This window comes from Pseudomonas sp. ESBL9, from assembly GCF_036668715.1.
Lineage (GTDB): Bacteria > Pseudomonadota > Gammaproteobacteria > Pseudomonadales > Pseudomonadaceae > Aquipseudomonas > Aquipseudomonas lundensis.
The window spans coordinates 936,400-956,450 of record NZ_JAZEVV010000001.1 but is presented as its reverse complement, the minus strand read 5'-3'; the positions used below and the strand labels follow the sequence as shown (position 1 = coordinate 956,450).

17 protein-coding genes are annotated in these 20,051 nt (G+C 55.1%); 5 read left to right on the top strand and 12 right to left on the bottom strand.

The annotated features are described in order from the left end of the window. Positions 1–5 precede the first annotated feature (5 nt). Positions 6–665, top strand: coding sequence for an HAD family hydrolase (locus V6F78_RS04115; protein ID WP_332726673.1), 660 nt, complete (start codon positions 6–8; stop codon positions 663–665). Between the two features lies 1 nt (position 666). On the opposite strand, the gene V6F78_RS04110 is transcribed toward V6F78_RS04115, so the two are convergent. Next, entirely contained in the window at positions 667–2,046 is a 1,380-nt protein-coding gene (locus V6F78_RS04110) for a hypothetical protein (protein WP_332726672.1), read from the bottom strand. Between the two features lie 311 nt (positions 2,047–2,357). Here V6F78_RS04110 and V6F78_RS04105 point away from each other — a divergent pair, with 311 nt between their 5' ends. Further along, entirely contained in the window at positions 2,358–2,744 is a 387-nt protein-coding gene (locus tag V6F78_RS04105; protein WP_332726671.1) for a hypothetical protein, read from the top strand. A gap of 291 nt (positions 2,745–3,035) precedes the next feature. Here the strand turns inward: V6F78_RS04105 and V6F78_RS04100 are convergent, their stop codons facing one another. Continuing rightward, the gene (locus V6F78_RS04100; protein WP_169840151.1) at positions 3,036–3,428 is read right to left on the bottom strand and encodes a hypothetical protein; all 393 of its coding nucleotides are present in this window, start codon (positions 3,426–3,428) and stop codon (positions 3,036–3,038) included. 86 nt (positions 3,429–3,514) lie between these two features. Further along, positions 3,515–4,462 carry a tyrosine-type recombinase/integrase gene (locus V6F78_RS04095; RefSeq protein ID WP_332726670.1) on the bottom strand — a complete coding sequence of 316 codons (948 nt, stop codon included), beginning with the start codon at positions 4,460–4,462 and terminating at the stop codon, positions 3,515–3,517. A 198-nt stretch (positions 4,463–4,660) separates the two neighbouring features. Here V6F78_RS04095 and V6F78_RS04090 point away from each other — a divergent pair, with 198 nt between their 5' ends. Then, positions 4,661–5,230, top strand: a complete 570-nt coding sequence (locus V6F78_RS04090) for a DNA-binding protein (RefSeq protein ID WP_332726669.1) — start codon at positions 4,661–4,663, stop codon at positions 5,228–5,230. A gap of 106 nt (positions 5,231–5,336) precedes the next feature. On the opposite strand, the gene V6F78_RS04085 is transcribed toward V6F78_RS04090, so the two are convergent. The 4 genes from V6F78_RS04085 to V6F78_RS04070 all read right to left on the bottom strand — a co-directional run bounded on the left by V6F78_RS04085 (position 5,337) and on the right by V6F78_RS04070 (position 11,764). Then, a complete protein-coding gene (locus V6F78_RS04085) occupies positions 5,337–7,523 on the bottom strand; it encodes a DEAD/DEAH box helicase (protein WP_026013578.1) in 2,187 nt (728 codons plus the stop codon). A gap of 43 nt (positions 7,524–7,566) precedes the next feature. Beyond that, on the bottom strand, positions 7,567–8,862 hold the full coding sequence (locus V6F78_RS04080; RefSeq protein WP_017135672.1) for an ATP-binding protein: 1,296 nt from the start codon (positions 8,860–8,862) through the stop codon (positions 7,567–7,569). Further along, positions 8,859–11,279: a tellurite resistance TerB family protein gene (locus V6F78_RS04075; RefSeq protein ID WP_332726667.1), complete on the bottom strand. Its 2,421-nt coding sequence runs from the start codon at positions 11,277–11,279 to the stop codon at positions 8,859–8,861. Before V6F78_RS04075 ends, V6F78_RS04080 begins: the two co-directional genes overlap by 4 nt. 332 nt (positions 11,280–11,611) lie before the next feature. Continuing rightward, positions 11,612–11,764: a hypothetical protein gene (locus V6F78_RS04070; protein ID WP_017135674.1), complete on the bottom strand. Its 153-nt coding sequence runs from the start codon at positions 11,762–11,764 to the stop codon at positions 11,612–11,614. Positions 11,765–11,865: 101 nt separating this feature from the next. On the opposite strand from V6F78_RS04070, the gene V6F78_RS04065 reads away from it, so the two are divergent. Next, entirely contained in the window at positions 11,866–12,207 is a 342-nt protein-coding gene (locus tag V6F78_RS04065; protein ID WP_017135675.1) for a hypothetical protein, read from the top strand. A 22-nt stretch (positions 12,208–12,229) separates the two neighbouring features. Here V6F78_RS04065 and V6F78_RS04060 read toward each other — a convergent pair whose 3' ends face one another. From V6F78_RS04060 to V6F78_RS04040, 5 genes are all read right to left on the bottom strand, one after another. After that, a complete protein-coding gene (locus V6F78_RS04060) occupies positions 12,230–12,631 on the bottom strand; it encodes a helix-turn-helix domain-containing protein (RefSeq protein WP_017135676.1) in 402 nt (133 codons plus the stop codon). Positions 12,632–13,272: 641 nt separating this feature from the next. Then, entirely contained in the window at positions 13,273–13,590 is a 318-nt protein-coding gene (locus tag V6F78_RS04055) for a hypothetical protein (RefSeq protein WP_017135678.1), read from the bottom strand. Between the two features lie 80 nt (positions 13,591–13,670). Continuing rightward, positions 13,671–15,635, bottom strand: coding sequence for a DUF3732 domain-containing protein (locus tag V6F78_RS04050; protein WP_332726666.1), 1,965 nt, complete (start codon positions 15,633–15,635; stop codon positions 13,671–13,673). Beyond that, positions 15,632–16,120 carry a three component ABC system middle component gene (locus tag V6F78_RS04045; protein ID WP_017135679.1) on the bottom strand — a complete coding sequence of 163 codons (489 nt, stop codon included), beginning with the start codon at positions 16,118–16,120 and terminating at the stop codon, positions 15,632–15,634. Before V6F78_RS04045 ends, V6F78_RS04050 begins: the two co-directional genes overlap by 4 nt. Further along, complete coding sequence (locus V6F78_RS04040; RefSeq protein WP_332726665.1) at positions 16,117–17,379, bottom strand: ABC-three component system protein; 1,263 nt, start codon at positions 17,377–17,379, stop codon at positions 16,117–16,119. Before V6F78_RS04040 ends, V6F78_RS04045 begins: the two co-directional genes overlap by 4 nt. A 547-nt stretch (positions 17,380–17,926) precedes the next feature. Here V6F78_RS04040 and V6F78_RS04035 point away from each other — a divergent pair. Further along, positions 17,927–19,852, top strand: a complete 1,926-nt coding sequence (locus V6F78_RS04035) for a DUF4209 domain-containing protein (RefSeq protein ID WP_017135680.1) — start codon at positions 17,927–17,929, stop codon at positions 19,850–19,852. Positions 19,853–20,051 lie beyond the last annotated feature (199 nt).

The window sequence follows — 20,051 nt, the reverse complement described above, 5'->3', positions numbered from 1 at the left end:
GGCTAATGTATATCAATGAGGAGAGCCAGATGGTAGATGGGGTGATTTTCGATGCCTTCGGTACGCTTCTTGAGATTCGGAACCGGCAGAATCCCTTCCGACGGCTTCTCCGGTTAGGCTCTCAGCAGGGGCGCACCGCGTCACCCGATGACATACGCTGGATTATGGCGCACTCCCATGGGCTCGAGGAGACAGCATCGGCATTTGGAATCAAACTCGAGCCGACCCAGTTGATCGAGCTGCAGAGCACGCTCGATCGTGAGCTTGAGTCGATCAAGTGCTTTGATGACGCTCTGCCTGCCATTGAGCGTCTCCAAGAGCATGGGATCAAAGTAGGGGTGTGCTCCAACCTGGCCGGGCCTTATTGCTCAAAAGTCAGGAGCCTGCTTCCTGGGATGAATGCTTATGCGCTGAGCGCTGAAACTGGTGTGCTCAAGCCAGACCCGGAAATGTACCGGATCATTTGCAGCATGCTCAACGCTCATCCTGGAAAGGCCCCAGGATCTGAAGGCTCAAAAGTGCTGATGATCGGCGACTCCAAAAGGTGCGACCAGCTGGGGCCGCGCTCTTATGGGATTCTGGGGCATCATCTGGATCGCCATGGGACAGGGCAGTTTCGCAATCTGATGGAATTCACAAATGCTGTTTCAGAGGCCATTTTTTGAATTATCCCTCATCATCAGGCCGTCTAGTCGCTCGCACTCCCTCCCTATACCAGCATGAGTCACCAACAGACACAGTTCGGGATAACGACTTCCAAGGAGTGCTCTTGCAAATCGATGGCTCATTCTTTCGCAAGTCGTAAGGGCAGGCCGAATAGAACGGGCAAACTCTTGCATCGGGTTTTAATTTGGCCAATGAGTCTTCATTTCGAAACGCCTTCCCATCTAGATGTAGCATGGTATAGTGAAATGATGCGTGTAGCTTATTATAGCCAAATTCTAGCTCGCGAAATAAATCTTTGTGGTATTTGAAGCTGACGATGTCATCCCTCAACACCTGATCAGGATCCCCGTTCCGAGTGAGATACATCCTGCAAACAGAGGACTTGGCGAGCATCACACCTAAGGCCTTCGATCGAACCTCCTCATCAAATGCTTTCGCGTCATCCAGAAGTTCCAACTCAAAAAATGGATGAATTTGCCGTCGCTTTAGGTATGCTTGCATAAGCAAGGTAAGTCGCCAAACACTGATCGCCATCGGCTCAGCTAGCGGGAACAGATCCTGAACCATCTCAAGCATGGTTTCTATATTTTTAGTATTTGCTTCTAGTACCGAGTGAGATTGCTCTTCCAGATATACCCGAATTTCAGATAACGGCTTTGTCTTGCATGCAAGCAGAAACTGATACAAGTATAGAGCCGGATCCGCAGTCTGAAGACTACAAATGCATACTCTGATAATATCGTCAGGCAGTATGTTCGGTGCTATATACTGTGCCAACTTACTCACCAATTGGTATGGCGCGATCTTAGGTGCAGTAGGGAGCTCTCCCTGATCACGCAGATATCTTTCCTCCAGTGAGTATGCTAAACACTCTAATATTTCAACAACGCCGATTGCGGCATTGACTTTCTCGCCACCAACATCAAGTTCCAGCTTGATTGTAGTGCTGCGCTCTTGGAAGCGAGGAAGTCTGGGTATCAGAGGCGCTGTAAAAACTTCGATACTTAGTACTTTTGCGTCAAATCTCCGCGCGTCCAAGAGAGCCGACGTCGGGTGAGTTAATCGGCTTTTCTTGATGTGACCGTGCGCTCGAAGCACGTTGAATATCCGTCCTCTATTAAGCTTTTCATCGGCGGATGCATAACCACTTTGATCCAGCTTCCAGCGAAAATCACTCCAAAGAGTCAGCATACTACTAAATAGATACATTCCATTAAGCGTTGAGATATTGTGAATATAATGAGCCCACTCATGTAAAAATAGACTTGTTTCAAAGGAGTTGCTTAGGTCTAATCCATCATCAATGCTGACCATATGAGACAGATTCGGCGGCAGCTTTATCAGCATGAAGTCAGCTAGATATGACGGGCTGATTTTCATCGTTACTTCCTGTAAGAAATGGGTGGTGGAATTCGAATGCTCGTCCAGCGTTGCAAGCACCGCGCATACGTTCGCTGGAATAAGAGTCCAGGCTTTCTGAGGTTCGCCAAGTTGTAAGCACCGCTCGCTAGACCAGGTTTCCCCCTCAGGGTGGACAGACCCGCTAACGGAGTAGAATCATACACGACCCAGATGACCGCCAAGCTATCTGCAACTCCCGGCAGCCCCTGCGCCCAAGCGTCTCGGGAATGACATATCGATGGTCGTTGAGTAAGTTTCAGATCTTTTTCCACAGCCACGGATGGACAGCCATGCACAGCGTTTTCATCAGCGATGACACCTCTGTGGAGGTAGACCAACTTCTTGGCTTTATCCGAGCACACCGAATCGTGGTGTTGAATTCGTTCATGTGCGTTCAGGGGCGAGAGATCTGGAGGCTAGCTAACTCGCGCCTTGGGCTCGACAAAGCCCGCAGTGGAGATCTCCAACTGTTCGAATTCGAGATATCGATCGATGGCAGCCCTTGGCATCAGGCGACTTATGTTCGCATCAGTGATCTCACGTTGAAACTGGATCAGCTGCACAATCTCGTCGAACGCGCGGTGAACAAGTGGCTCGAACGCGGACGCGCAAAGCACTTTCTCTACACCAACAATGTTGAGCTTGATCGAGATGAAGGGGGCGATGAGAGTGAGTGAACAGCTCTTTCCGACGCTTTCATAGGTCGCAGGCATCACCCCGTCCTGGGGCTCTAGCTTTCGCACGGTATGCCTGTGACAGGTCAAGGGCGACAGGCATGCCTTTCACCTGAGGATGACTGCCAGAGCGATCCTCACCAACCCGAGCCTACCTCTCTCATCGCAAACTCTCTCGTCATGACCCCAAGCAGGGGGGCTGACACTCGGATCTCCAAGAGAAGCCTGATTTTCTCTAATCCAATGACCGCCATCGCCACTGACCATCTCGCATACCAGCATGCGAACGCTTAATCATGCATCGGGGTGGATGTATCGGATGGTGATACGTACATTCGCCCAATCCTTCCTCATCTCATTCAGCACTTCGTGGCGCGCGTTGTTGAGATGCCACCGGACATCACCCCTGGGTTGGTGGGCTATTATCTTTTTAAGATTCAACTCGCCTGCCTCAATTGCTTTTGCAAGGGCTGGGATCTCAAGATCGTTGGCCAGTATCTGAGCTTGAAGCTCTCTCAGAGCTGTGGCACCAAGGTGCCGAATGCTTTCGTTGGTGGTCGCATACTCTGGATCATATTTCAGTAGTTCAGCTTCTCGAGCATACGAAACGAGAAACCACATCCTTTGATCGTAAGCTTTCAACAATTCACGAAGCATTTTACGGTTTTCAGTCGCGAGCCTCACCATGCAACCTCCTCAGGCAACCAATTGCTCGAGGCAAAAGAGTTTAGTGGCGCTAGGGCGATCACGACCACATGGTTGCTCTATCGTGATCAGCCTTCGAGCTTTCTGATAAGCCCACCAAATTGGTGCGCAGGCTCAACATAGCGTAGCGCGGACTTCATATCGCTCCAGCCAACGTACTCCATAAGCGTTTTGATGTCCCAGCCTGAGCTCGCGGCCCAAGTGGCAAATCCACGTCGGATTGAATGAGCACTGTAGATTTCCGACGGTAAGCCGCACCTGTCCAGTGTGTCGCGAAGCAGGGGAATAAGACTATGGGCCGCAATCGGGCGATCACTGATGTTGCCCCAGCGATTAATCGCCCTGAAGACACCGCCGCGGGTTAAGCCGGCTGCTTCAATCCAGGTCAGATAGGCCTCGACCGGGCACAGCTTGCTCAACGATGGTGTCTTGTACTCACTACCGATGTTCTGCCGGTCTCCTTTAGTCGATCCCAGGTAAAACCGAATCCCGACGTAGCGCTCGGCATGGGTATTCTCGATCGTGAGTCTGGCTAGCTCATCCCCGCGAAAGCCCCTCCAAAAACCAATAGTCAGCAGGGCGATGTCCCGCGTCCCCTTCAGAAGTGCGGCCATGTTGCCGACGGCTCTGGCCTGAGCAACTTCATTCTCCAAGTGCGCTACCGCTTTTTCGAGGTGCAGTAGCGCCAGAGGAGCTGCTTGCTTCTGTTGCACGGGGTGTACCGCCCGAATGCCCTTCAGCAACTGCCTGACCTTAGGGGCTTTGGTGGGGTCGGGGAAGCCGTTGCTTTGGTGCCAGTTGGCAAGCGCGGCTAAGCGTTGCTTAAGAGTGCTGAGCGCTAGCTGGTCTGCGTACTCAGCGATGTACCGTACCACCGACTCAGTGGTGGTGGGGATATAGCCGCCCCACGCCACCTCGAAGTGGGTGAGGGCAGCGGCATAGCTCTTCGATGTGTTCTCTCGCACGCTCGCTTCTAGATAGCGATCGGCTTTGCTGGGCACCTCGACCACACACATTCCCCACTCGAGCCCTTGGTGGCCCGTCTCTGCCGTTTGTTACCTTGACAAGCCATTTTACGCCCGACCATTCGCCTGGCAAGCCATAAACCTCGATTATATCTTGCCAGTTGTCGGCAAGTTCACAGCAAGGTTTGGCATTTTCGTATTATGTAATTGCATGACATGTGACATGACACGAAATCGTCTGGAGGGGGTATGGCGCGAGGCGGCGTTAACCTAGCGGTGGTGCAAAAGGCGCGGAACAGCCTGCTAATGCGTGGTGTTTATCCCAGCATTGATGCAGTCCGAGTGGAGATTGGAAATACGGGCTCAAAGACCACGATCGCTCGGTATCTAAAGCAGCTGGAATCACCAGGATCAGAAGCGAACCCTCGTGAACGCATGAGCGGCGCGCTGCGCGGGGTCGTCGAAAGCTTGTTGGATCAAGTCCAGGAAGAGGGCAGCCAGGCCTTTCTTGAGGCACGAGCAGAGTTCGAGCACGAACGTAAGCTATTGGTCTCACGAGCCGAGGCACTTGAGAGCGAGCTAGATGAAGTCAAGCTCCATTTCAGGGCGCAAGGAGATGTCTTGGCTGCTCAAACTGAAGAGCTTAAGACCACTCAGTCCACACTGCAGACTGAGATCACGCGCAACGCCAGGCGTAGTCCAGAGAACCTTGAACCCATTAGCACATCGCTGAGTATATTTGTACTCCTGCCAGAATTCGCAGCTCGCGATCCGAGCCAGGTAGTCCCCATGCGAACCAGCGCCTGCCATACCCTCTAACTTCAGGCTTACCAGTATCTGTATAGCCGAAGCCAGCTCGCTCAAAGCCCATGCAGCCACCTACACATAAGCGGCCGAAATCATGGGCGTGGAGAAGAGCGAAGTACTATTCGTTGCCAACCTGCGACTCCAGTGTAAGGAGTCGAGCTGTGGTGACCGCGGCTTGGAGATCAAGATGGCTTGAGGCGAACGACTTCATAAGAAGCGGGCGGGGAAGGGCCCAATCCCATTTCTCTCGGATCATGTTTTCGACATTTTCCAAGATCGGTTCTACGTTCGAGATGTCCATTTGACCGACCACGCGCAACGCTCGCAATGTGTCCTCCGCGCCGAATGCAACTTCCAGGAATAGCCCGGTGTTTTCACACTGAATACCCACATGCCTGAGCAACAAGGCCAGCGCATCGTTGGTGTAATCCCCTCGCCAGGTTGCCACATGGCTTACGCTGGCAGAGCCAATTATCGCCGCGTCACCCAACCCGAGAGCGCGGAAGTTATTCCGAGCCTCGTCTAGGAGCGCTTGAGCGTGTTTGTCCAGGAAGGGGCAGGATGTGGTCTCCATCAACACGTTTCGCATTTCAAGCCTGACACGATCATCCACCTGGGCACCAAGCCCATCAAACTGAGGGGGCTCGCCGCCCCGCGCCGGTGTGACCACGATCACCTTTGCTTCGAGGTCGACATCCTGAACCTGCCAACGCCTTCCGCCGAAGATGATGCGTTGTCCCTTGGTCAGGGGTTTGCTGACGGGCAGCGAGCCAAGTGGCTTCCCATCCCGGAGCAAACGAAACTCTTCATCGCTTGTGAAGGCGGTGTAGAACTCATAGTGGTTGATCAACCGCTCCCCGAGTTCGCCTGGTAGCAGAAGTCCTGAGCTGTCCTGGACGATCAATTCCTTCTCACCCATACCCTTGAGCAAACCCAGGAAATCAGGCTTGGTGACGCTCGCAAAACTGCCGCTTGCGATGAGATTTCCCCATAATTGCGCCGCAGAAGCACCGCCGAGCTGAGCAATTGAGGATAGGCACTGTTGCACCAGTGTCGAAGCGTGTAGGCCTCCCGATCGAGGCGGCTCAAACCATCCACTGATCAGCAATCGGATCATGGCGACTGTTTGGACAAGGCCCTCACGTAACTGATCGGAGAGATCCGACTTATCTGTTAAAGGGCGCTCCCGGCAGTACGTCCTGAGCATCGCAGGCTCACCGGCGCGGCGACCCGAGCGGCCAAGCCTTTGCCTGAGACTTGCCACAGAGGGAGGACAGCCGATCTGTGCGACCGTCCTGATGCTACCGATGTCTATACCCAGTTCCAGGGTGGTAGTGCATACGGCAGAAGCTGGAGGATCTCCCGCTTTCAACGCCCGCTCGGCATCCTGGCGTAGCTCCTTGGACAAGCTACCGTGATGCGGCCAGAACTCGTTCGGAACACCATCGTTCTCGCACAGTGAGCGCAGACGGTCGGCAAACCATTCAACCTCTTGGCGCCTGTTGGGGAAGATCAGGTTGTTATGCCCCCTCAGCACCTTGTACAGGTGACCTGCGATAGCCACTTTGGTACCTGAGGTGTCTTCCTTCTCTGCGCCTTCATCTGTTGACGCATTCCCCGGGTGTTCCACCACCAGCTGCTGCATGGGCTGCTCAATGTAGCCACGCACCTGTACCTGGAGCTCTTGGCCAGAGGACTTTGACTCAATAACCGTGATGCCATCCGGGCACGCCGGCCTCAGGAACTTGCGGGCCAGCGACATCTCCCCAAGCGTCGCCGAAAGCCCTACACGGGGCAGCGTTCTACCCACGACGATTTCAACCCGTTGCATTAGCGATTGCAGCTGCTTTCCACGCTCACTTCCGATGAAGGCATGAAGCTCATCGACGACGATGTAGCGAAGGTTCTGAAAAGCCCCTGGTAAGCCTGAGCCTCTGTTTACGAACAGGGCTTCTAGGGACTCCGGAGTGATCAGCAAGATGCCCTCAGGCGATTTCAAAAACCGTTGTTTCTTGCTTGCTGCCACATCGCCATGCCAAGCAACGACGGGCAGTTCGAGCCTCTCACATAACCGGCTAAGCCTGTCCCACTGGTCGTTGATCAGCGCCTTGAGCGGGCTGATATACAGCACCGCGCCGGCTGGATCACTGTTGTTGAGCAGGTTGGTCAGGATCGGCAGGAATGCGGCCTCTGTTTTACCTGCGGCAGTGGACGCTGCAATGATCACATCGCGATCGGCGCCCACCAATGCCGGTACCGCCCACTCCTGCGCATCACGCAGGGACGTCCACCCCTGTGACCAGATCCATTGCTGAACCTCCGGGTGTAAACGCTCGAACGAAGAAGAGTCAGAGCTTGAAGCTGGCGAGCTCATCGTCGGCCTCAACTTCTAGATCTTGCTGCCCGGCCTCATCCTTGGTCAGCTCCACGGCGCCCAATAAGGTTCGCCAATCCGCGGTAGGGTTTTGCTCGATCACCGCGAGCAAGTTGATGAAAGCCGTAATGGTCGTGCGCGGCGTCCGGAAATATGCCTCGCCCAAGCGCTGATTACAGTGCGCCATGAAAGCGGGGATGGCTTCATCCGGCAGCAAAAACTTCTCAGGCTCACCGTAGGCGTAAACATTGCGCAGCTTCTGCAAAAGCACGTAGAAGTCTTCAGGTGTCAGGCTGCTGAGTCGAATGACAGGCCCAGAAAGGTCGACCAGGCCAGACTTAGCAAAGCTGTTTTCAGCGAGGCGGGATTGCAGGGCAGGGTAGCTGTAGAGCCCCCGACGAGTGTCCATCAGAAACTCTGGTGTGCCGCCCAATACAAAACCCAGGCCTTCAGCGGAACCCTGCAACGAATCGTTGAGGATGCGCAGAATCTGTTCGTAATTGGCGTTACGGGCCTGGGTGTTTGCCAGTTTGTACAGGTTGACCAGTTCATCCAGGCATACCATCAAGCCGCCGAAACCAGCCAGGCGTACGAATCGTGACAGCAATTTCAGCTGGTCGTAGACAGAAGCATCATCGACGATCGTCCGCACGCCCAGAGCAGCGCGGGCGTCAGTCTTGGTGGAGAATTCCCCGCGTAGCCAACGAATGGCGTCAGCCTTGAGCTGCTCGTTACCTTCCTCGAAGCCGCGGCAGTAGGCGGCAATGACGTCGGCAAAATCATACCCATTGACCATCTCGGTGAGCTCTGCCAGGTACTCACGAATGACCGCCTCACTCTCGACACCTTTGGTCTTGGCTTCCGTTTTAGCTTGGGAGATGAACTTCTCAACGATACCCTGCAGAGCGCCGCCTTCTGGCTTGGTGCGGGTGGCCATGTTTTTGGCCAGCTCCGAGTAAAGTGAGCGCGCTTGGCCACCTGAAGCGTGAAGCCGGCGGTCTGGATTCAAATCGGCGTGCATGGTGACAAGCTTGCGCTCCATGGCGATGCCGCGTACTAGGTTCAGGAAGAAGGTTTTGCCCGCGCCGTACTCGCCAACGACGACGCGAAAAGCCGAGCCGCCATCCGCGAGACGATCCACATCTTTGAGCAGCGAATCGAGTTCACCCGCTCGACCTACCTGGATGAGATGCTGCCCAACACGGGGCACTACGCCCGCACGCAGCGATTGAATGACCGCGTCGCGATCCTTGGCTCGTATCTTACTCATAGGGCTAGCTCATCCAGAATGTCGGGGTTGATTTCGATGGGATCATCACCTTCGGTCACGGGCATGTCGAACAGCTCGAACGCTGTCTCGTTGATCCGCTCCAAGGCGCCATCCAGCATCAGTTCCATATCACTGGCTGCGTCTTCCAGCTCGGCACGATTCCACTCAGCCCGTGACACCAGAAGCCGAAGGAACGCTGAATGCTCGACGTCCAGGCCATGTACGGTAGCAAGCTGTTCGGCGGTACTTTCTTCCTGCCGTTGGGGCGCCTCGGGCTCCAAGGCGCTAGGCGTCTCAGTCAGCGATTCTTCATTGAAGACGCTGGCCAGGAGCGCCGACACTTCTGCCGTTTCTTGTTGCAAGCGAGCGACCTTGTCCATGTCCAGTGCAAAGCCAGAGCCAGTGCTTTCTGATGTCTGTGTCGCAGTGGCCAGCGCGGCATTCGCAGTCAGTGCCTCCACTCCATGGGAGGGACGAACAGCTGCACTGTGGAGGTCGCTGTAGACGAACTGCGGATCGAGGGCGAGCGACTTGTATACGCGCTCAAGGAGCTTAACTTCCTGTGGCGTCACCTCGCCATCCGCTTGTGCCAGGTGGGCCAGGAAGCTGGCAATTTTCCGCTTGGCCTCGATCGTCAGCGGCTCAAGCTTCTTCTTGAGGCTTGCCAGTGTCGGCGGTTGCTTCAGTTGAATCTGGAGGTGCGCCTTCAAGCGTTTTCGATGCGCGACGCAGAGGTGATCCCATGAGTCAATGTGGCCGGACAGCAGACTCACCTCTTCTAGCGAGGTGTCACCGTCTGCCGCAGCCACTGCACTGGCCAGGTCTAAAGTAACTGCTGCAGCGCTGTAAGCATCGGTCGAACGAAGAGTACCTTCATCAGAGTCCGCTGCGAACAGTGCGATGGTGTCTTCTGCCTTGGGCGTACGGCTGCCAGAAAGCACATCGGGCTCTAATCCGATCCGCTTGCTTTCCAAGGCCCGTGCGAGTGCCACGACTTTGTCGCGGGAAAGCGCGCCGGCGGATTTGAAACGGCCTGCCAGCTCAGCGAAACTCATGCAGATAGTTTCGCCGCCGACGCGTTGTGCCAACTGTTCGAGTTCGGCTTTTGCTTCAGCAGGCCAGAGTTCTGTTGGCAACTGCAGGATGGCTTCCAGACTATATCCAGCGTCTGGGTTGCGCCCCAGATATCGACTGTAAGCGTCTAGAACGGTGGTGCATTCTTCCACTATAACCTGCAGCTTGTTGCGCGTTCCTGAGGTTGCGGCGACATCGGGGAGGTCGTCCACGGCTGCTGCCGGGATGCTCAATCCGGAAGAAGCGGGGCGATAGGCAATCTTCAGCTTGGTCTTGTTCTGAGGAAGCACAATGCCGTTGGGATAACGTTTTGCGAATTGGTTTTTGAAGAGCGCTGCGAATTGCTCAGGACAACGGGTCACAGGTGTGCGTCTGGAAATGTTGGGCTCTGCGAGCGCCCAGGCCAATGCCCAGCTCGGATTGAGAGGGTATTTATCCACGGCCATCTGACCCAGCGCGACTCTCAGTGACATGGGCAGCTCGTACCCATCTGCGGCACTGGCAATCGGTTCACTCATATAGCTCTGAGGCTGAACAGAACCCGCGTCGATATGGGCGAGAAAGCGGGTAGCGTAGCCGCGGAAAGAATGGTTGTCGCCGTAGAGACCAAGCAAGCGTTCGACCTCGGCCTTGATGGCAGCAATCTCTACCTTAGCCTGAGGATCGCTCGGTGCATCGATCAGCGCGCGGCGTTCCAGCCCGAAAAAAAACAGGAACACGTATCCCGCATCCGCAGGCTGGCGGCGACCTCCTGCCAACCATTGCAGATACGCTCGCCGCGCCTCAGGCGTGATGCTTCGGTAACTTGGCCAATAGGGCATCTGCCGCTCGGTAAGGCTTATGGGTGAGCGTGCGACTCGAAGCGTTGCATCAATCAGGGACGGTTCAGTCTGACCGAACTGGGTTGCCCGCTCGGTGATGTAGAGCATTCCACCCGGGATAGCCAATCCGGCCACGGTGATGGACTCACCTTCTGCAAGCCAGCGAACGCCCATGGGCTTTGCACTTGGCTTTGGGATGGCGTAGTTCTGACTATCGCTGGACGAACCGACTTGGACAGTATGGAAGTCTCGCTCGAGGGTACTGGTGCCGAACTGGACGGTGAGACTGGGGGAGGTTGCCTGTCGAGATTCAGCGGCGATCTCCGCAACAATGTCATCTTCAGGCGCGTAACGCTTTGCCTGGGTGGCGCGTCTGACGGCCCATACCAACGCACTTACGCCCAAGATAACTCCAAGGGCGATCCACGCTTGCTTTGGAACTTGCGCCAAAAGGGCAACAACGAATAACAAGGCGTACAGAGCGATCGGCCCGCCGCCGCTCCCTTTGCGCTTCCGTGGCATATGAGTATTCCGTACAGTTGGTAATGGCCAGATGACATTCTTACGGATTTCACGAGGCGGGCCAAGCGGAACAGACGAAGGGAGCGCTGGGGCGAGATTACTTAAACGGATCCCCAACAAAGCCATCTGCTTACAAGGCTATGTCAGGGCTGTGTTGCGGAGGTGAATGGATCGTGGCGCTGCTCTTCATACGCCTAATTCTCAGTGAGACCATAATCTTGGTAGCGTCTCGCGATGGGTGATTAAACCCAAGAGTACATATGTACTCCTTCGCATCTCGGGCGCCTCAACTGGTCGATTAAGGCGGCTTTCGACGACGTCTCTTCTGCACTTCAAATAGCGTCTTCCAATGCAGCGATTAGCGCCTCCAAAGCCTCAGCCAGGCGGGCGTCTTCACGGGTATCTCCGCTGTCAGGAACAAACTCTTGGCAGTGTCGTAGCAGTGCGTCGCGGTCGTTACGGTTCAGATCAAGCTGAATGTGCATGTTCGGAAATCCCTAGATGGTAGAACTGCACCCGACCCCTAGCGCTCAAGCGCGCTTTGGTCGAATATTGCGCGCCGATTGGAAGCGAGGAGGACAGGGCATTGAAGGTTGAGCAGGAAGCGCAGGTGTGGTTGTGCGCCGCTGAGCACTATCGTGATTCTCTCATGGCGATAGTGGTTGATGCAGTCGCCAGCTACCGCCGTAAACCGGGCCTGGACAGTTTGACTCGCATCTACAAGCAAGACGTTGGCGCCGTAGCGTTTGCAGTGCTTGAGCGCGTCCTGCCCAGCGCGGATTTGCCGCGCACCGACAGCAGCTACGTCCCTGCCCGGGAACAGTTACGGTCACATGTGATTTATCAGGTGCTAAAACGCCTTGTAGAAGAGAAGGCCGTTCCAGTTGAGCTTACGGATATCCTGTTTTCGATTGACCTTGGACTCTGACACTCGGCGATCGCAACCTCTGCTACTCGGCAAAGCACAGTTCAGCTTGCGATGACGGGTAAATAGCCTTGTGCCGGCGTGCCGATGAGGGCTTTGTTATGCAGATCGGAGTCGCTGATGAGACTACCAGGCCGCTGAACGCGCCATTGGTCTCCAGATCTGCAACTTCAGCTTTCAGCTGCTGTACCAGGGTATCAATTGATTGACCGCTCTCTACGCTCAACGTCAGTGTGAGAAGGGTCAAAGGGCTGAGCCCCATCGCATCACCTATCGCAGTCAGCTTCTCTACCGTAGGGCTTGATCGGCCGTGTTCCAGCTTCAGCATGTAGCCACGGCTGCTCGCTAAGGCCATATCTTTATGCGTCAACCCGCGGCTAATGCGCATCGCTTTCAGTACAGTGGCGAAAGCTGCTTTCAGCGACATAGATTCTCCTGGCCAATGTCAGGCGAGAAAGGCCCGCAAACTATTTTCAGCGGAAGTACCCGACGTAGAGCATCTGACAGTACCACAGAGACCTTCCCGCCAGTCTCAACGAAGAACCTGTTCAGGCCGGCATCGGGATAAGCCTGCAGCTTTCCCGGCGCGGAGTGCCCGTGACCATCGCGCACCGCAATCTAGTTGTTTTCACTGATTAACCTTATGGAATCAGTGACTTTCTCTGTATTTCAACTATTTCCCTGCATGCCCCCTTGAAATTTTTTTCGCGAGACGGAGTTCTATATTTGAGGACAAGAAAAAAGCGAGTGGTGTGCAGCCGCAGGTGATCTGCAAGGTTCACACGCGGTTTTGCCGGTTCGGTTTTTGCTTTTGACGGTTTCCAGATTTGGTCTCGGTTGCCAGGCTCGCATCTGCATTGCCCCGTAGGGGCTGAGGGGAGATCGCCTTCTTCGCAGCCTTTGGCTGCGCTTATGCTTTGAATACAAACAAACGCGCTGTTTTTTTAAAAAAACTGAGCGGCTCCAGAGTTTCCAGCACGTGGAGTCCGAACACACTCATTCATGATGCCTGATCCTCAGCTAGCCATGTACTACGAGGTCAGGCATCGGCGCATAAGCAAACCTCGATCAGTCTTCGTACGAATCCGTATGACTCTGCTCAATCCGACCATCGCGGATCAGTTCTATGGTCATCTTGTTGCGGTCAGGCTTCATCTGGCCAGGGGAACTGGTATCCCAGGATTTTATCGCGAGGGTGACTTGGGCCCGGGTGGAGTCGGTGTACCCGTATTGGTACTCCAGCGTCGTGACGTTTCCGTCCTTTTCGCCTCCAACCATCCCGCCAGCTTCCGCTGCAGATTTGACTATCGCGAAAGACTCTCCCGCGACTGAGCGGTCAATCGCTTGCTTCAACTCATCAAACAACTGTTCTGCTGAAAGGGTCATGATTAATCCATTATCGAAAAATGAAGGGGTTGATTGGTGAAACCTGCCTCCCTTTATTGGCCAAGAGAGACAGCCGGGGCTCACTCGCCCGCTGGGCTCTTGAGCGTCCAGTCCTCAGGTACCAGTGCTGGTGGCTTGCTCCAGGGTTCTTCCACGAGCGACTTCTGGAACCAGTCGTCGCGCAGGTTGGCGTGCTCAGTCACGATAATCTGGAACCCAGGCACGTCCTCAACCGCGAACTTGTAGAGCAGGTTGAAGAGCTTGCGCACCGAGTCCATGTCGGCATCCGACTGTTCAGTCGTTTCGACTGACCCATCCACGGCTTTGTAGACCTCCTCAGATGGAAAGTACACTTGTGTGGGCTGGTCGATCATAAGGAACCGAGGCATGGGGCTCTTGCTCTCGGCGCAGTACCAGTGAAGGGCCAGCAGCGCAGATAGATGGTAGGCGAGATGGTTTTCAGCACCTCCCGTTTTGGACATCGGCACCTGTCGCTCGGGCCGGTCAAACACTACCGTGAGACGCTTCAAATCAAGTCGCGCGGGAAGATTGCAAAATTCGGACTTGAAACGTTTGTTGTAGACGCCCATCTGGGCAGAAATGCTGTTCAGGATCGAGGCCAGGCGATCATCGACATCGATGCCTCCCAATGCTTTCTCGAGCTCCTTGACCCGAAGTTCTTTACGCCGATGTTCAGCTTGTTGCTGCTTCAAGGAGTTATCCGGAACGTAGCCTTCCAAGAAGAGGCTAACGCGGCCGACCACGTATTTGGCCGCGTCGCTTTGCTTCTGGGCTTGAGCCAGCAGCGTATTCGCAGCGATCACAGCTGCTAACTCAGCTTCTCGTTCCGTGATGAGCTGGTTCGTGTCTCGCAGCCGTTGCGTTTCCTCTGCGAGGTAATCCTGTAGGTGAGGACGCTGGCCCAGCACCGTCTGCATTTCTACTTCAAGGGATTTGAGCTCACTGATCAAAGCCTTGGCAATGGGTGTGTCCATACCCAGGTTTTTTTCTGCGAAAGGCCACTGCCATTCACCGGTTGCAGTGTTCTTGGGCAAGGCTTTGATAGATGCCAAGCGGTCAATTTGCTCAACAGCCTCGCGCTCGAACCCACCTGCTCTGCGCTCAAAGTTTTGCGCTGCTTCGATCTTCGACTTGATCTCGCGCCGACCCTTGCGAAGTTTCGCCAACTCCAGCTCTAACTTCGGTGCTTTATCTTCGGCTTGAGGCTGCATCGCGGCAGGCACCCACTGTCCAGCCATGCGGAGCGCCACTAGAATCTCTTCAATCTCACCGGCATCATGATCGGCTGGCAGAATACCGACGGCTTTGGCTTCGGCCAACAAGCCAACGGCCATATTGCGGCTGTTGCCGATCACCTGCTTAGACTGATCGACTAGCTTCGCATGGGCTCTCAGGTCACGCTGTGCGGTTCGCAGTTTCGTCTGCAGCTCATACCGCTCATTGGTTGAAGCACCCAGTAATATAGGCAACGTGTCCTTGATGGCCTGAGGTTGAAACGCCTCGCTCTGACGGTAAAAAAGCTGATCTTTACTGGTGACCAGGCCCTGCTTTTGGAAGAGGTAGTAATAAGAATGCTTGATAGACGCTTCGTAGCTGACCCGGGTGTGTTGCTCAGCCACCTCTGTGCGGTTCTCTGGGATACCTAGCTGGCGGGAAAGCAGAGAGGTGACTGCGATGTCATCGGTATTGGCGATCAATTCGGCAAAATCGGGCGGGGCAACAAATTCTCCCGTGCGCGTCATTGCCATCCGGCAGCTGTCACCGCCCCTCGGAGGCGCAGGCTTTGCCACCAGCACTTGTACATCTTCGAATTGGTAGATCACCGCGAACCAGGACACCTTGTCCCGAATCACACCTTCGGCCACGTTAAATTCAGAGCGGCCCATGCAATATTCGATGATGTCGGACAGCGCCGATTTACCAGTCGAAGAGCGCCCAGTGATCACATTGAGACCATCGATCTCGAAATTCACGTCGCGGCGTTGGCCATCATGGCTGTAGATGTGGATGGAGCTTATTTTCATGGTCGTATTCCAAATGCCGTGTAGACCGTTACTCTGTCCGCGATTCGGGCAAACTCTTTGCCGAGCAAAATGGCCGTCTGCTGACATTCCATTGATTCTTTTGTGCCGTCGACGGTTGCCTTAAGCCGGCGGGCCTTGGGCAGCAGACGTCCCTCTGCAGTGGCTTCAAAACAGTCCGATTGGTGCGCAACCCCAAAGGCCTCGAATGCGTAGGGCATCATCTCTGTGACACGCTCTGGGAAACCAATTAGCAATTGCGGGTGTACCGAGACCGCCTTGAGCAAGTAGCTTCTGGCATATTCAAGAATTACCGTTCGCGATTCTTCATGAAGCGCCAGTGGCAGTATCAGAAGTGACAGTGAAAACGGCATACCCCGCGGATCTATAGTTGTGTACGCCTTGATCGAGCGCATCAGAACCACCGCGCAGAAGGCCGGGTTGAAAAGGTTTTTGGTTTCAAACGGACGCTGATCCCATCGATTCATTCCGACTCTCCTGAGCCGTCAGTAAGGCGATCCAAGAGTTGTGGATGCCAGTACACGGGAGGCGTCGGGCGTTTATTGGCGAGGATTTGGTAGCTACCTCGCACCACGTAAGGGGCCGTAACACGGGCTCGAATCTTAAGGTGCTCCAGTTTTTGAGCCTCGACCTCTGCCCAAGTGTATAGCTTCTTCCCAGCAGCCACGAGACCGGACTCAGATCGGTCTTCTTCAACCACTTCCAATGCGTCATCAAAGATGATGTCCCGGTGTCGCTTCCACTCCTTGGTTAGCCGCTCCTCGTAGGCTTCGATTTCTCCGGCCCCTGTTAAGCGCTGGCGCGCCCAAACCGATCGCTGTTCGAAAGCCTGGTAGTAATCGAGTATTGCGCTCCTAACCCGGCCTTGACTGAGCTGCAGGTGCCGTAGCTGGACGACAAACAGGCGGTTATCGGCTGCCACTTCAATTGGCGCTTCGGGCTCAGCGTCTTCAAAGGTGATGGGCAGGTTATCGGCGCGATACTCCTCGCTGAACGCATGGAGCCTCTCTGATACGTCAGAACCGCAGATCGGATTAAAGTCAGGGTCACACAGCATTTGGATGATCAAGTCGTTCCACCATCCCTCCAGGCGCTCGAAAACCGCGTCTCGATGCTCAGGGCGGATTGCGCGCATTTTTTGGCCTTTGATTAGCGCCGGAAGGTCTTGAATCCGCGGAACGTCGTCGACGATGGAGATCCTGGAGACAAAGTCTTCTTTCTCGGCGTCGGACAGGCTCGAGAACAGCACCTTCACATTCCCAAGTGTTTTGGATTCACTGGTGTGCAGCGTGGCATCAGTCACTTCCCATAAGCTGGGTAGAGCGTTGGTCGTGTAGGCGCCATGGAGAAAAAATTCCAGGAACGATCCGGGTGCCACAGTTGAGGTGGTGAAAAGAAAAAACTGGAAGTTCGACTCGATGCGCCCATTGGCGTTGTATCGAGTAAGCCAGATATTGACGGACTTCCAGAAGTCGATGGACAGGTCATTCAGCCGGTCACCTACTGCCTTATGTTTCAGGGATGCTAGGGTTTTTATGCCCGAGGCGTCTTCGAAATCCAGGTCATCTTCTTTTTCGATGAGAATCGCAGTGTCTTCTAGCAGATCCAGCGCTTGATATAACGCAAAGCGGGGCTGAAAAATGTAGCCCACGCCTTGTTCTCGAGCACTGTAGCGGTCAGCGGCAGCCTTCTGGCCTTGCTGAGGATCAGGTATCGCAGAACTCATGATGCGGCCCATGGTTGGTGAGCAGTAATGGGAAGGAGAGGGTGGAGCAGCGTCCGTCCCTCCATGCGGGTCACCGTGAACCCCACAATCTCGGGAAAATGCGCTGGAAAGTCCGCCAGCGTAGAACGACGTGCTGACGAGTCATCGATCAGCCGTTTCGAATCGAATGGTGTGCAGAAACATGCCATCAGTGAGAGGTGCTGGCGGGGAGCGTGGTGGCGCCGAACGTCGTAACTGACGAGGTGACGGCAAGTGATGCCGGGCGAACTCTTAGGTAGGTAGATTCGCGGGCACTGGACTACGGTACGCGAGGGGAGTGCCCGCCGTGCTTCGCCGCTGTTTCTTCCTGAAACTGTCATTCCCATCCCAGATCGTTCGTGATCGTCGAAGTTTTTCGCTGGGCTATTCTGATCTGCGTAATGGCAAATGGCAATTATTGGCTTAACCGCCGAATGAGCTACTCGTAATCAACAGCCATGGATAGCGGATATGATCACGCTCCGAGCGCGTGTGCCGCTCTAAGTCGCCCCCCTCATGAGGATTAGCTGTGTCGCTAGAGTTCTATCGTTATCCTGAAAGCACGCCACTGACCCTAGAGGCACTACACGCAGTCGACCTCGCCACCGCACTCGAGGGTGTGGCAGCTCGTTACGAGGATATATGGCGTGCACTAGCTGACGCCGCGAGAGCAAAGTTGGCTAGCGAGGAGTTCGCCCAGGCCCGGGTGCTTTGGCTCCTGTCTGACCTCTGCTCCATGATGCTAAACCCCTCAAATCCGAATGAGCCCCTCAGTCCCTTCGCGATCCTGAAGGACAAGCGGTCACTGGACATTACCGATGTAACGGGCGATGAGCTCGACTTCCTCGAAGCCGTGACCGATGAGCTCAGTACTGGCCTCGTGAAAACTCGCGTTGCAGAAGTCCTCTGGATCATACCGGGACGGCGTCACATCAAGCATGCCCAGGCGGCGCTTGCGGGATACCAGACAGTGCCGCTGGATGACGACACTTGGTGGCGCGGCGGCGAAGATTGCTGGGGTCGTGCACTAATGCTGGCGCCAAGGCTGGGGAAGGCCGGCAAGGAAATCGCAGAACAACTGTCGAATCGTTTGTTCGAGGCACTCGACCAAGAATTTGACGCCCCGTCCCCCATGCTGGCGCCAATCGCTACCTTGATACTTGAGCATCGCGTGGTGCACAGCCAAGCAGCAGATCTGCCGTCCAGATTGGAAAAAGTCGGCCGGGATTCAGAGCGCAGTGGCCATATCCTACGGGCTCGACGTTGCTATGAGTTGAGCATGGACGCGTACCGCGCAGCTAAAGACCCTGTTTCATCGGCACGCATGACAGCAGCCCTGGCCAATACGTGGGTGGCAGAAGCGGAGGTGCTTGGTGATGGAGAGGGCGCGCAGCCGCTGATCGCGCTGAACAACCTCGAGAAGGCATTACAGATCTACAGAAAGGTACCGCAGCGATTCAGGGGTCAGCTTGGCATCACCGAGCTATTGATTCGATTGCCTCAACGCATCGCAGATGCAGGCAATCGTGCGGTGGGGATGATGCGCGTGATCTCGACGCCGCCTACAGATATCTCAGGCTTGGTTAGTGATGCGTTGGAGAAGGTTTCGGGCAAGTCCCCGGTTGAAGCTCTCCGTGCATTAGCTGCGCTTTATCCATTTGCCCAGAAAGAGGCCGCTCGCCAAGCAGCCTTGAACACGCTGCGCGTAGGGTTGATCGGTGCGCTAAGTGAAGCGACATATCTCGACAAGGGTGGGCGTGTGATCGCTAAGACCAAACCTATGTCATTAGGCGCTGAGCCCTCGCAGGATAATGAGGAGCGCGTTTGGGCAGAAATGGTCAAAAACCACGCGCTCACACGCAACCTAACCGTGCAAGGCGGCGTGATTCCAGCACTGGGCGTTATACAGCGGGAACACTGCTATAAAGAGCAGGATCTGGTTGAACTTGCCAAAGCGTCGGCCTTAGTACCGCCTGATCGGGCGCACATGGTCGGCAAGGGGCTGTATTGGGGAATGACGGGTGATTTCGGCATGGCAGTGCACTTCCTAATCCCCCAACTGGAGAATATCGTCCGGTTTCATATGAAAGGAGCGAGGCTGAAAACCTCCAACACTGACTTGGAGGGTATCGAGAACGAGAACGGCCTGAGCACGCTTCTAGACGTAGATGGCGTCGATGCAGTATTCGGTGGCGACATCGTGTTCGAGATGAAAGCTTTGTTCTGCAGCGCGTTCGGGCCGAACCTGCGAAACGCGTTCGCTCACGGCCTGATGGATGATGACGATTTTTACTCGGCGGACGCCGTTTACGCTTGGTGGTTCATGTTGAGATGGGTAGCCATGGCGTACTGGGCCCAGTCTGCGTCAAACCGTCAAGCCGTTGCCGAGGATCTACTCTCTACGGTAGAAGGCGCGCCGGCAGTTACTGGCGAACCTGAGACAGATGCTTCTTAATATCTGCGAACCCCAGGCGAGGGTTTGGTCAGGAAACAGACCAAACCCTCTACCAACTTCACCTTTCCGATGACACCATGTTCGACCAAGGTATTAGCTAACAGCTCTAGGTCAGGCCTTGGCGCTCCAAACACCGCGCGTTAGTCTCAAGCTTTTGCGTTGAGGCTGCAGATGCGAACGAAGCGAAGGATCACCCGGG

What these genes read in the sequence shown, in the direction of transcription:
- V6F78_RS04110 (WP_332726672.1), bottom strand. Translation starts at nt 2,046, where the DNA reads ATGAAAATCAGCCCGTCATATCTAGCTGACTTCATGCTGATAAAGCTG.
- V6F78_RS04040 (WP_332726665.1), bottom strand. Translation starts at nt 17,379, where the DNA reads ATGAGTTCTGCGATACCTGATCCTCAGCAAGGCCAGAAGGCTGCCGCT.
- V6F78_RS04060 (WP_017135676.1), bottom strand. Translation starts at nt 12,631, where the DNA reads ATGTCGCTGAAAGCAGCTTTCGCCACTGTACTGAAAGCGATGCGCATT.
- V6F78_RS04080 (WP_017135672.1), bottom strand. Translation starts at nt 8,862, where the DNA reads ATGAGTAAGATACGAGCCAAGGATCGCGACGCGGTCATTCAATCGCTG.
- V6F78_RS04045 (WP_017135679.1), bottom strand. Translation starts at nt 16,120, where the DNA reads ATGAATCGATGGGATCAGCGTCCGTTTGAAACCAAAAACCTTTTCAAC.
- V6F78_RS04115 (WP_332726673.1), top strand. Translation starts at nt 6, where the DNA reads ATGTATATCAATGAGGAGAGCCAGATGGTAGATGGGGTGATTTTCGAT.
- V6F78_RS04075 (WP_332726667.1), bottom strand. Translation starts at nt 11,279, where the DNA reads ATGCCACGGAAGCGCAAAGGGAGCGGCGGCGGGCCGATCGCTCTGTAC.
- V6F78_RS04070 (WP_017135674.1), bottom strand. Translation starts at nt 11,764, where the DNA reads ATGCACATTCAGCTTGATCTGAACCGTAACGACCGCGACGCACTGCTA.
- V6F78_RS04090 (WP_332726669.1), top strand. Translation starts at nt 4,661, where the DNA reads ATGGCGCGAGGCGGCGTTAACCTAGCGGTGGTGCAAAAGGCGCGGAAC.
- V6F78_RS04050 (WP_332726666.1), bottom strand. Translation starts at nt 15,635, where the DNA reads ATGAAAATAAGCTCCATCCACATCTACAGCCATGATGGCCAACGCCGC.
- V6F78_RS04100 (WP_169840151.1), bottom strand. Translation starts at nt 3,428, where the DNA reads ATGGTGAGGCTCGCGACTGAAAACCGTAAAATGCTTCGTGAATTGTTG.
- V6F78_RS04095 (WP_332726670.1), bottom strand. Translation starts at nt 4,462, where the DNA reads ATGTGTGTGGTCGAGGTGCCCAGCAAAGCCGATCGCTATCTAGAAGCG.
- V6F78_RS04055 (WP_017135678.1), bottom strand. Translation starts at nt 13,590, where the DNA reads ATGACCCTTTCAGCAGAACAGTTGTTTGATGAGTTGAAGCAAGCGATT.
- V6F78_RS04105 (WP_332726671.1), top strand. Translation starts at nt 2,358, where the DNA reads ATGCACAGCGTTTTCATCAGCGATGACACCTCTGTGGAGGTAGACCAA.